An 11,693-nucleotide genomic window follows, 5' to 3' on the forward strand; every position below is an offset into this window, starting at 1 on the left:
CAGACCCATATTCGTGCCGCGACGCATGTCGAACCGCTGGCCCGATCCCGCCCGGAATTGGGATAGTTGGCGCACCGATCGGCTTCCGCCACCCCACTCGCACCCATGAACCGGGGGTCTCGCCCATGACCAGTCCCACGTCCCGCAGAACCGTCCTCGGCGCCGCGCTCGCGGCAGCGGCGGCGACCGGTGTCGCGACCACCGCCCCGGCCGCGGCCGCCGCCCCCGCCACCCCTTCCGGTCCTCCCGCCCCTCCCCGGACGCCGCTCGTGGACAACCGCTTCTGGCACACCTACACCGACTGGCGCTTCGGCTCGGGCGACGGAACCCGCGTGCTGCCCGGCGTCCGCCCCGGGCTGGTGATCGACGCCCCGGCCGGCCGCACCGACCACACCGACCCGCACACCGGGCGGACCGACGCCTGGGACTACGCCACCTGGACCTCGCCCGTCCATCGCTCCGCCGTCCCCGCCACCGAGGTGGTCGCCTCCTGGAACGCCCGCACCCCGGCCGGCACCTGGATCGGGATCGAGCTGAGCGGCACGTACGCCGACGGCACCACGACCCCGTGGTTCGTCATGGGCCGATGGGCGGCGGGCGACGGCGACATCAGGCGCACGTCCGTCGACGGCCAGGGGGACCCGCACAGCTCCGTGTGGACGGACACCTTCTCGGTGGACGACCCGGCGAGCGGGATGCGCCTGGCCTCCTACCGTCTGCGCCTCACCCTCTACCGGGCCCCGGGCAGCCGCCTCAGCCCCACCGTCTGGCGGGTCGGCGCGATGGCCTCCGACGTGCCGGACCGCTTCACCGTGCCCGCCGCCCCCGCGACCTTCGCCCGTGAACTGGACGTTCCCCGCTACTCGCAGAACGTCCACATCGGCCAGTACCCGGAGTACGACAACGGTGGCGAGGCCTGGTGCAGCCCCACCTCCTCGCAGATGATCATCGAGTACTGGGGCCGAGGGCCGACCGCGGAGGACCTCGCCTGGGTCCGGCCCGGCCTGCCCGACCCCCAGGTCTGCCACGCCGCCCGATACACGTTCGACTACCAGTACGCGGGTTGCGGCAACTGGCCCTTCAACGCCGCCTACGCCGCCACGTACCGCGACATGAACGCCGTCATCACCCGGCTCGGCTCGCTCACCGACCTGGAACGGCTGATCCATGCCGGGATTCCCGTCATCACCTCGCAGTCCTTCCGGGAGGAGGAGCTCACCGGCGCCGGATACGGAACGGCCGGGCACCTGATGACGGTGATCGGGTTCACGGCGGACGGCGACGTGATCGCCAACGACCCGGCGTCCCCCGACAACGACGCCGTCCGCCGCGTGTACCGGCGGCGCGAGTGGGAGAACATCTGGCTCCGTACGAAGCGCTACGACGCGAACGGCCGGGTCAGGGGCGGTACGGGCGGTGTGTGCTACGTCTACTGGCCGACGCGGCCGGCGCCCTCCCAGCAGCGGGTTCTGAGGTCGCTCGGCCTGCTCTGAGCGCGCGGCGCCGCGCCCGCCCCGCCCGGCGGCTGCCTTTCCGCACGTCCCGGGCGAGGCGGCCGCCCCGGCCCCGGGCTCGGTCCGGGGGCCCGCCGTCGCTCGATGATCTCAGGCTCCCGGCGCACTCCGGCCACGTCGGCGAGAGGCCCACGGGCGCGCCCCGTAGGAGGGCCCCGGGGCCGCCCCACCGCACGACGCCGCCGGAAGAAGTGATGCCGCCGCCAGGGCGCCGGCGCCCGCCCTGGCGAGGAGTGCTGCTGCCGCGATGTGCGCGGCCATCATGCGCCGTGATGCGCGCGGGGGGCGTGCGCCCCCACCCTCCGAATGGGTGATTAACAGGACGCTTCGGGAGGGGCAAGATCGCAGGCGAAGTTCTCGCTCGGAGGTTCCTCCGTCCGTTACTCCACGCGCGCGTGGAGCACGGGGCGCTGTGAGGGAACGCGACGCCGGGCCACCCGCCGCCGCACTGAGGGCCGCTCCGCGGCGAGGCGACGCCCGTGCGGGAAGCGTTCGCTCCCGCCACGCGGGCTTTTACCCCGGACTATCGAGGAGAATCGCTATGGCATTGACCTTGGCAACGGCTGCGGCCGAGCTGGAGGCCGCGAACAAGGCCGGGGACCCCAAGGCCGACACGCTCGTGTCCGACCTGATCGAGAACGAGGAAGTCGACGGCGTCAACGCCCTGTTCCGTGCCATCGGCACCCTCAAGCCCGACTCGGACCTCTCTGCCCTTCCCGAACGGCTGGCCGAGTTCCTGCGGGAGGCCGCCGCTCCGCCGCCGGACTGGAGCGAGGCGGACGTCAAGGCGGCGGAGGGCTTCTTCGCCCACCACCACGGCACCGCGTCGATGCTTCAGGGCACGGTGGGGCTCATCGGCACCTATCTCTCCCCCACGGGGGCGTTCACCTTGCGCTCCACCGGCAGGCTGGGCGGCGTGGAGGGGCCGGGCCGCCGGCTCTCGCAGTCCTCACGGCTGTTCATCGACATGGGTGACAAGAACGCCATGCGGAACGGGACGCTGGCCGCCAACGTCACCAAGGTGCGCCTGGTGCACGCCTCGGTGAGGCAGCTGCACAAGAAGAGCGGCCAGTGGGACTACGCCAAGTGGGGCGAGCCGGTCTCCCAGAAATACACCACGGGCGCGGCCTGCGTCTTCAGCACCCAGATCCTCCAGGGCATGAGGAGGCTGGGCATCCACGTCTCCGACGAGGACGCGCACGGCTTCATGTGCGCGTGGCACTACGTCAACCACTACCTCGGCACCGACGAGAGGTGGTTGCTGCCGAAGGACGCCGACGAGGTCGAGCGGGTGTGGAACCAGGAGCGGGACAAGGAGTGGCAGAAGTCCGACGACGGCGTGTTCATGACGGCGCAGGCCATCAAGTTCTACCGGGACCTGCTGAAGCCCGGGGCCAGTGACGCGTACATCGCCCTGACCCGGGTGGCGCTGACCGATGAGTACGCCGACATGGCCGGCGTTCCCAAGAGCCCCCTCGACCTGGCGGGCAAGCCCCTCGCCGCAGGTCACGGCCTCGTGAGCGGTGCAGCGGGCGGCCTGTTCGGCGGAGCGGCCGAGAAGACCGTCGGCGTCAACCCCTACAAGGACGTCCTCGGCGTCGCTTCGAAGGCGTTCAACGAGATCGAGCAGTACGCGCTGACGCACGACCAGGACGACCAGCCCCAGATGCACCAGGAGCTCGACGACAACCGCTGAAGCCTCCCGCGTCACCCGTACGGCCCTGCGCCCCGCCGAGGTGGGGCGCACGGCCGACGAGCACGGGAGGGGCTCTGGCGAAAGCCCCACGCACGGACGCGGCCCGCACCGGTACCCGGGCCGCGTCCCCTCTCCGGGTCGCCGCCCCGGCCGCTTCGAGGCAGCCTGGAGGCGTATTCGCCGACCGGCTCCGGGCATGGCCGTGCGGCCCGGTCGGAAAGAGCCCGCAGCCGGAGGTGTCCCGAGATGGGTCTGCGTACCTGGATCACGGATTGGCCCGTCTACCGGCAGCTCACCGGCGACGACCCGCTCGGCAGAGGACAGGCCGTCCGCTCCGCGCACACGGAGGCGATCCGCCCCCGGACGGACTTTGCGGAGCGGGTGGTGCGGTCGGTGTGCCCGTACTGCGCGGTCGGCTGCGGCCAGCAGGTCTACATCCAAGGCGACCGGGTCGTGCAGATCGAGGGCGATCCCAGCTCGCCCATCAGCCGCGGCCGGCTCTGCCCCAAGGGTTCCGCCAGCCTTCAGCTGACCACCGGCTCCGGCCGTCGCCACCAGGTGCTGTACCGCCGCCCGCACAGCGCCGAGTGGGAGCCACTGGATCTGGAGACGGCCATGGACATGGTGGCCGAGCGGGTCGTGAACACCCGCGCGCGGACCTGGGAGTGGGAGCACGAGGGACTGCGCACCGCTCGCACGATGGGCATCGCCAGCCTCGGGGGAGCGACCCTGGACAACGAGGAGAACTACCTCATCAAGAAGCTCCTGACCGGCCTGGGCATCGTCCAGATCGAGAACCAGGCGCGGGTCTGCCACAGCTCCACCGTCACCGGGCTCGGCACCTCCTTCGGACGCGGCGGGGCCACGACCTTCATGCAGGACCTCCAGCACGCCGACTGCATCGTGATCCAGGGCTCCAACTACGCGGAGGCGCACCCCGTCGGCTTCCAGTGGGTCATGGAGGCGAAGGCGCGAGGCGCGAAGATCATCCACGTCGACCCCCGCTTCACCCGCACGAGCGCGCTCGCCGACCTGCACGTGCCGATCCGCGCGGGCAGCGACATCGTCTTCCTCGGCGCCCTCGTCAACCACGTCCTGACGGAGGGCAAGGACTTCCGTGAGTACGTGCTGCACTACACCAACGCCGCGACCCTGGTCTCCGAGGACTTCCGGGACACCGAGGACCTCGACGGCGTCTTCTCCGGCTTCGACCCCGAGACCGGCGCCTACGACCCGGTGAGCTGGCAGTACGAGGACACCGACGTGCAGGCCCCCGCCGGGGACCGCGACCAGCGCTACGAGGAGCGGGCCGCGGAAGCCGGCGGCCCCGAGACCCATGGCTCCGGCGGCCCCCAGGCGAAGGGGCGGCCACCCCGTGACGAGACGCTGCGCCACCCCCGCTGCGTCTACCAGGTCCTCAAACGCCACTACGCGCGCTACACGCCGGAACTGGTCGAGGAGACCTGCGGCATCCCGCGGGAGACCTTCGCGGAGGTGTGCGAGGCCCTCACGGCCAACTCCGGCCGCGAACGCACCAGCGCCTTCTGCTACGCCGTCGGCTGGACCCAGCACACCGTGGGCTCGCAGTACATCCGCGCGGCCTGCGTCCTCCAGCTCCTGCTCGGCAACATCGGCCGCCCCGGCGGCGGCATCCAGGCCCTGCGCGGCCACGCCTCCATCCAGGGCTCCAGCGACATCCCCACCCTCTTCAACCTGCTGCCCGGATACCTCCCCATGCCGTACGCCCACGCCCACGAGGACCTCGACGCCCTCATCACGTCGAGCCGCACGGAGAAGGGCTTCTGGGGCGAGATGCGGGCCTACTTCGTGAGCCTCCTCAAGGCCTACTACGGCGACGCCGCCACACCCGAGAACGACTTCTGCTTCGACCACCTGCCGCGCCTCACCGGCTCGCACAGCACATACGAGACGGTCATGGCCCAGCTGGACGGCGTGTGCAAGGGCTACTTCCTGATGGGCGAGAACCCTGCGGTGGGCTCCGCCAACACCCGTCTCCAGCGCCTGGGCATGGCCGAACTGGAGTGGCTCGTGGTCCGCGACTTCTCCCTCATCGAATCGGCGACCTGGTGGCAGGACGGCCCGGAGATCGCCACCGGGGAGCTGCGCACCGAGGACATCGGCACCGAGGTGTTCTTCTTCCCCGCCGCCGCGCACACCGAGAAGTCGGGCTCCTTCACCAACACCAACCGCTGGGTCCAGTGGCACGAGGCAGCCGTCGAACCAGGCGGCGACGCGCGCAGCGACCTGTGGTTCATGTACCACCTCGGCCGCCGGATCAAGGAGCGCCTCAAGGACTCCGCAGACCCCAGGGACCGGCCCGTGCAGGACCTGACCTGGGACTACCCGGTCGAGGGCCCGCTGCGTGAACCGGTCGCCGCCGCCGTCCTCGCCGAGATCAACGGCCACGGACCGGATGGCGCGCCCCTGGCCGCGTACACCCAGCTCAAGGACGACGGCTCCACCCGGTGCGGCTGCTGGATCTACTGCGGCGTCTACGCCGACGGCGTCAACCAGGCCGGCCGCCGCACGCCCCACACCGAGCAGAGCTGGACGGCCCTCGAATGGGCCTGGGCCTGGCCCGCCAACCGGCGCATCCTCTACAACCGGGCGTCCGCCGACCCGGCGGGCCGGCCGTGGAGCGATCGCAAGGCGTACGTGTGGTGGGACGCCGAGGCCCGCCGCTGGACCGGCCACGACGTCCCCGACTTCATCCCCGACCTGGACCCCGCCCACGTCCCCAAGACGGGCGCCACCGGCCCCGACGCGCTGCGCGGCGACGACCCGTTCATCATGCAGGCCGACGGCAAGGGCTGGCTCTACGTCCCCGCGGGCCTGGAGGACGGGCCGCTGCCCACCCACTACGAGCCGCAGGACTCGCCCTTCCCCAACCTGCTGTACCCGGCGGTCCCGCGCTCCCCGGCCCGCAAGCTCCTGCCGCGCGAGGGCAACCGCTACCACCCGAGCGGCGACGAACCGGGGGCCGAGGTCTACCCGTACATCGTCACCACCCACCGCCTCACCGAGCACTTCACCGCCGGCGGGATGAGCCGCTGGTCGCCCTACCTGAGTGAGCTGCAACCGGAGTTCTTCTGCGAACTGTCCCCGCAGCTCGCCGCCGAACGCGGTCTGGAGCACGGCGGCTGGGCCACCGTCATCACCGCCCGCAACGCCGTGGAGGCACGGGTCCTGGTCACCGACCGGCTCAAGCCCCTGACCGTGCACGGCCGGACCGTCCACCAGATCGGCATGCCGTTCCACTGGGGGCCCAACGGGGTCGTGACCGGCGACGCGGCCAACGAACTCGTGGCGATCTCCATGGACCCCAACGCCCACATCCAGGAGGACAAGGCGCTCACCGCCGACATCCGGCCCGGCCGCAGGCCGCGCGGACCGGCCCTGCCCGAACTCGTCGCCGCCTACCGCCGCCGCGCGGGCATCACCGAGCACACCGGAACGGAGGGGCCGAAATGAGCACCGACCACACGTCCGGCGCACGGCCGGAGCACACGGGACGGGCCGGCTCCGACGTGCCGGACCCGGCCGTCGACGCCGGCTACCCCGACGCCCCCGCCCGCGTCGGCTTCTTCACCGACACCTCGGTCTGCATCGGCTGCAAGGCCTGCGAAGTGGCCTGCAAGGAATGGAACGCCGTCCCCGAGGACGGCCTGTCCCTCACCGGCATGTCGTACGACAACACCCAGGGCCTCGGAGCCTCCACCTGGCGTCACGTCGCCTTCATCGAACAGCAGAAACCGGTGAGCAGCGGCCCCCCGGCCCCCGAGGGCCGCACACAGCTGCCGCTCGCCGCCGGCACGGGCACGCAGGAGACCGCCGCGGAACCCGGCTCGATGCGCTGGCTCATGTCCTCCGACGTCTGCAAACACTGCACCCACGCCGCCTGCCTCGACGTCTGCCCCACCGGCTCCCTCTTCCGCACCGAGTTCGGGACCGTCGTGGTCCAGGAAGACGTCTGCAACGGCTGCGGCTACTGTGTTCCCGCCTGCCCCTACGGGGTGATCGAACAACGCCCCGAGGACGGCCGCGCCTTCAAGTGCACGATGTGCTACGACCGGCTCGGAGCGGGCCAGGAGCCGGCCTGTGCGAAGGCCTGCCCCACCGAGTCCATCCAGTTCGGCCCGTTGGAGGAACTGCGCGAACGGGCCGCCCTGCGGGTCGAACAGCTCCACGCGTCAGGCGTCCCCGAGGCCCGCCTCTACGGACACGACCCCGACGACGGAGTCGGCGGCGACGGGGCCTTCTTCCTGCTGCTGGACGACCCCGAGGTCTACGGGCTGCCGCCGGCGCCCGTCGTCACCACCCGCGACCTGCCCGCCATGTGGCGGCACGCCGGAGCCGCCGCCCTGTCCCTCCTCGCCGCCGCGGGCGCCGCACACGCCCTGCCCGCCCTCTTTCGGCGCATGCCCGGACGCCTCGGGAAAGGAATCCGATGACCGCCTCCTTTGACAGCCGGGAACCGCGCCGCAGGGGCGGCCGCAAACGCGGGGGTGAGGAACTCATGGTGCCTCGCGCCGAGTTCCGCTCCTACTACGGCAGGCCCGTCATCAAGGCGCCCTCCTGGGCCGCCCGCGACATCGCCGGCTACTTCTTCCTCGGCGGACTCGCCGGAGCCGGCTCCGCACTCGCCGCGGGCGCCCACGCGACCGGCCGCACCACGACCGCGACCGCCCTCAAGGTCTCCTCGCTCGGAGCCGTCGGCCTCTCCGTCGCCGCTCTCGTCCACGACCTCGGACGCCCCGCCCGCTTCACGAACATGCTCCGGGTCTTCAAGCCGACCTCCCCGATGAGCGTCGGCTCCTGGCTGCTCGGTCTCTACGGTCCGGCCGCCGGGCTGGCCGCCGCCACGGCCGTCAGCGGGCGCTTTCCCCGGGCCGGGGCCGCCGCCACCGCCGCCGCCGCGCTCACCGGGCCGGCCGTCGCCACGTACACCGCGGTGCTCGCCGCCGATACCGCCGTCCCGGCCTGGCACGAAGCCCACCGCGAGCTGCCCTACCTGTTCGCCGCCTCGGCCACCGCCGCCGCGGCGGGCATGGCCCTGGCAGTCGGCCCGGCCCGGGAGGCCGGCCCGGCGCGCTGCGCCGCGGTCCTCGCGGCGGCGGGCGACCTCGCCGCGAGCGCCGCGGCGGAACACCGCATGGGCCAGGTCGCCGAGACATGGCGGGAGGGCCGGGCCGGGAGGCTGCTGCGCGCCGCCCGGGTGCTAACGGTCGCGGGGGCGGCCGGCGCGGCCGCCTCCGCGTACGGCGGCCGGGCCGCCCGGCCCGTGGCGGCGCTCGCCGGAGCGGCTCTGCTGACCGGGTCCGCCTGTACCCGCTTCGGCGTCTTCGCGGCGGGCATCGCCTCCGCAGAAGACCCCCGGTACACCGTGCTGCCGCAGCGCGCACGCCTCGACGCGGCGAGTCGCGAGCAGGAGCGCCGGGAGGCCGCCCCGCGCGGCTGACCCGCCCTCTCAGCCGGCCCCCCTCCTCCTGCGCCGAGCGGCGAGCGCTCCGAGGGCCGCGCCGACGGCCAGCACCACCGCCCCCCGCAGCCACACCGCGCCTTCCACCCGCGTGGCCAGCAGGACGCAGGAAGCGGCGCCGAGGACGGGGATCACGGCGGGCACCCGGAAGTGGGCGCCGTCCGGCCGCTCCCGACGCAGCGCCAGGGCGGCGGTGTTGACGATGAAGAACACCACGAGCAGCAGCAGCACCAGCGTCGAGGCGAGCGTCGAGACGTCACCGGTCACGGCGAGCACCAGGGCGAGGGCGGTGGTCGTGGCGATGGCGCTGACGGGGGTACGACGGCCGGGCAGGACCCTGGTGAGGAACGGGGGCAACAGCCCGTCCCGCGCCATGCCGTAGGCGAGCCGGGACGCCATGATGCCGGTGAGCAGCGCGCCGTTGGCCACAGCCACGAGGGCGATGACGCTGAAGAGCGCCGGAGGCACCCCGCCGGCCTCCCGGACCACCTCCAGGAGCGGCCCGCTGGACTCCGCGAGGGCCCTGGCGGGCAGCGCGGCCGAGGCCGCGACGCCCACCAGCACGTACACGGCCCCGGCCGTGATCAGGGCTCCGAAGAGCGCCCGCGGGTAGGAACGGCGAGGGTCACGCGTCTCCTCCGCGACGTTCACCGAGGTCTCGAACCCGACGAAGGAGTAGTAGGCCAGGACCGCTCCGCTCAGCACGGCGGCGCCGCCGCCCCCGCCCGCGGCGCCCAGGTCCGTCAGCCGCCCGAGGTCCGCGTCGCCGCGCAGGACGATCCAGGCCCCGAGCACGACGACGAGGAGGAGCCCGCCCACCTCGACGAGCGTGGCGGCGACGTTGGCCCGGGTCGACTCCCTGATCCCCCGCGCGTTGAGCAGGGCGAGCGCGGCGAGGAAGAGCGGGGCCACGAGGAGGACGGGGAGGGACACGAACTCGGCCAGGTAGTCGCCCGCGAAACCGCGGGTGAGCGCGGCCACCGAGACGATCCCCGCCGTGAGCATGCAGTAACCGGCGAGGAAGCCCGCGAACGGGCCGTACGCCAGGGTGGCGTAGTGCGAGGCCCCGCCGGCCCGGGGGTACTTCGTGGCCAGCTCGGCGTAGGACCCGGCGGTCAGCAGAGCCAGGCACAGCGCTGTGCCCAGCGGCGCCCACACCGCGCCCCCCGACTCGGCGGCGACCTGGCCGACCAGGACGTACACCCCCGCGCCCAGCACGTCCCCGAGGATGAAGAAGTAGAGCAGGGGAGTGGTCAGGGTCTTCTTGAGGGCGGCGGGGGCGTCGGCTGTTCGGGACAAGGCGCTGGACCGGTTCACGGTCATCCCCGTACCCCTTTCCGTGCCCGGCAGGCGGGCCTCTTTCGCATGAGGCCCGTGGGCGGCCCACGCCGGCGGCGAACGCGGGCGCGAGCCGCCCCGTAGGGCCTGGGCCTACCGTTCGGTGAGCATCCCCCGGCGCAGCTTCGCCAGCGTGCGCGACAGCAGCCGGGACACGTGCATCTGCGAGATGCCGAGTTCCGCGCCGATCCGGGCCTGGGTCATCTCCCGGCCGAAACGCATCTCCAGAATGTCGCGCTCCCGGTCGTCGAGCTCGGCCAGCAGCGGGGCGAGGGAGTGGAGGTCCTCCACGAGCTCCAGAGCCGGATCACGGTCGCCCACGAAGTCGGCGAGGGTGCTCTGCTCCTTGTCGCGGGCGTGGCGGCCGGTGCTCGTCGGCACGTCGAGAGAGCCGGCGGTGTACGCGTTGGCTGCTATCAGCCCCTCGATGACCTGCTCCTCCTCCAGACCCAGCTCCGCAGCGATGTCGCCGACCGTGGGGTCGCGGTCCAGGCGCAGGCTCAGGCGCTCCTTCGCCTTCCCGATCTCCACCCGCCTCTCCTGCAGCGCGCGCGGCACATGGACGGCCCAGGTCGTGTCGCGGAAGAAGCGCTTGATCTCCCCGACGATGTACGGCACGGCGAAGGAGGTGAACTCGACGCCCCGGGTCAGGTCGAAGCGGTCGATCGCCTTGATCAGGCCGATGGTCCCGACCTGGATGATGTCCTCCATCTCGCCGCTGCCGCGGTTGCGGAACCGCTGCGCCGCGAACTGCACGAGGGACAGGTTCATCTCGATCAGGGTGTTGCGCGCGTACTGGTAGGCGTGGGTGCCCTCCTCAAGGGACCGCAGACGCTCGAAGAAGATCTTCGAGAGCTCTCGTGCGTCCCGAGGGGCGATCTTGCCCGCGTCGTCGATCCACGGCAGGTCCTCGCCGGTGCGCTCCTCGCCGGGTGACGCCGCGGGGGCGAGAGCGGCGGCCGATGGGCGGAGCGCGGACGCGTTGGGCACGGACATCAGTGCATTCCCTCTCCGATAGGCGACGGGCCGACGCCCGCGTGCCCTTCGGTTCCGCTTTCAAACTCCGCCGAACGCGATCGGTGAGCCTGATCGCCGCTCCCGCCCGCCCGTGCGGTGTGGTGTCGGCCACAGCCGTCCCCTCCGGGCCTCCGGGCCCGCGGGCCCGGAGGCCGTGGCGCGTCGGGGCCGGGGATGCCGCCCGCCCCCGGACGGCCGACCGGCCGTGACCGGGATCTCGTTCTGCGCGACCCGGTCTGCTGGCACTCTGGTCGGGTCACGGGGGACCCCGACCGCAGCCGGACGAACAGCGAGACGCCATGACCGCCGCCACCGCCGCAGACCACGCCCACTACAGCCGCCGAGCCCGCCGGGCCCGCACCGGAGGCCCCGAGGACGGCTCGAAGCTGCTGGAACACATCGCCGGCTGGACGTTCGTGGTCGTGTTCGCGATGCTCGTCACCCAGGTCGGCCTGCTCTGACCGAGCGCCCCCGGGCGGCGAACGGCGGGGCGCTGCCGGACACCCGCCGTCGCCGCCCGTGAGCCCCGACGGGTCGTTCGGATCGCGCACGTGCCGATCGCGCCGGGAGCATGTGTCCGGCACGTGCGTCCGCCTCGAAGTCCCGTCCACCGTCGTCGCGCCGACGG

General features: G+C 72.7%; 8 protein-coding genes. 6 read left to right on the forward strand and 2 right to left on the reverse strand.

Annotation, left to right across the window (positions count from 1 at the left end):
• Positions 1 to 125 precede the first annotated feature (125 nt).
• The 5 genes from V9U70_RS14520 (at position 126) to nrfD (ending at position 8,689) form a co-directional block, all read left to right on the forward strand.
• Positions 126 to 1,493, forward strand: a complete 1,368-nt coding sequence (locus V9U70_RS14520) for a peptidase C39 family protein (RefSeq protein WP_336675387.1) — start codon at positions 126 to 128, stop codon at positions 1,491 to 1,493.
• A 562-nt stretch (positions 1,494 to 2,055) separates the two neighbouring features.
• Positions 2,056 to 3,210, forward strand: a complete 1,155-nt coding sequence (locus tag V9U70_RS14525; RefSeq protein ID WP_336675388.1) for an oxygenase MpaB family protein — start codon at positions 2,056 to 2,058, stop codon at positions 3,208 to 3,210.
• Between the two features lie 246 nt (positions 3,211 to 3,456).
• Positions 3,457 to 6,702, forward strand: coding sequence for a formate dehydrogenase (gene fdh / locus V9U70_RS14530; RefSeq protein ID WP_336675390.1), 3,246 nt, complete (start codon positions 3,457 to 3,459; stop codon positions 6,700 to 6,702).
• Positions 6,699 to 7,682, forward strand: coding sequence for a 4Fe-4S dicluster domain-containing protein (locus V9U70_RS14535; protein ID WP_336675391.1), 984 nt, complete (start codon positions 6,699 to 6,701; stop codon positions 7,680 to 7,682). Before fdh ends, V9U70_RS14535 begins: the two co-directional genes overlap by 4 nt.
• Before the next feature lie 65 nt (positions 7,683 to 7,747).
• Complete coding sequence (gene nrfD, locus V9U70_RS14540) at positions 7,748 to 8,689, forward strand: NrfD/PsrC family molybdoenzyme membrane anchor subunit (protein ID WP_419723982.1); 942 nt, start codon at positions 7,748 to 7,750, stop codon at positions 8,687 to 8,689.
• Between the two features lie 9 nt (positions 8,690 to 8,698).
• Here nrfD and V9U70_RS14545 read toward each other — a convergent pair whose 3' ends face one another.
• Positions 8,699 to 10,033 carry an APC family permease gene (locus V9U70_RS14545; protein ID WP_336675394.1) on the reverse strand — a complete coding sequence of 445 codons (1,335 nt, stop codon included), beginning with the start codon at positions 10,031 to 10,033 and terminating at the stop codon, positions 8,699 to 8,701.
• Between the two features lie 108 nt (positions 10,034 to 10,141).
• Positions 10,142 to 11,044 (reverse strand): RNA polymerase sigma factor SigF, encoded by a 903-nt coding sequence (locus tag V9U70_RS14550; RefSeq protein WP_336675396.1) that lies wholly within the window; start codon positions 11,042 to 11,044, stop codon positions 10,142 to 10,144.
• A 320-nt stretch (positions 11,045 to 11,364) separates the two neighbouring features.
• On the opposite strand from V9U70_RS14550, the gene V9U70_RS14555 reads away from it, so the two are divergent.
• Entirely contained in the window at positions 11,365 to 11,526 is a 162-nt protein-coding gene (locus tag V9U70_RS14555; protein WP_336675398.1) for an SCO1431 family membrane protein, read from the forward strand.
• The last annotated feature ends 167 nt before the right edge of the window (positions 11,527 to 11,693 follow it).

The organism is Streptomyces pratensis, assembly GCF_037137275.1.
GTDB lineage: Bacteria > Actinomycetota > Actinomycetes > Streptomycetales > Streptomycetaceae > Streptomyces > Streptomyces pratensis_B.

Bases quoted from the DNA above. Each gene is read 5' to 3' on its own strand.
- V9U70_RS14520 (WP_336675387.1), top strand. From the start codon at position 126: ATGACCAGTCCCACGTCCCGCAGAACCGTCCTCGGCGCCGCGCTCGCG.
- V9U70_RS14525 (WP_336675388.1), top strand. From the start codon at position 2,056: ATGGCATTGACCTTGGCAACGGCTGCGGCCGAGCTGGAGGCCGCGAAC.
- fdh (WP_336675390.1), top strand. From the start codon at position 3,457: ATGGGTCTGCGTACCTGGATCACGGATTGGCCCGTCTACCGGCAGCTC.
- V9U70_RS14535 (WP_336675391.1), top strand. From the start codon at position 6,699: ATGAGCACCGACCACACGTCCGGCGCACGGCCGGAGCACACGGGACGG.
- nrfD (WP_419723982.1), top strand. From the start codon at position 7,748: ATGGTGCCTCGCGCCGAGTTCCGCTCCTACTACGGCAGGCCCGTCATC.
- V9U70_RS14545 (WP_336675394.1), bottom strand. From the start codon at position 10,033: ATGACCGTGAACCGGTCCAGCGCCTTGTCCCGAACAGCCGACGCCCCC.
- V9U70_RS14550 (WP_336675396.1), bottom strand. From the start codon at position 11,044: ATGTCCGTGCCCAACGCGTCCGCGCTCCGCCCATCGGCCGCCGCTCTC.
- V9U70_RS14555 (WP_336675398.1), top strand. From the start codon at position 11,365: ATGACCGCCGCCACCGCCGCAGACCACGCCCACTACAGCCGCCGAGCC.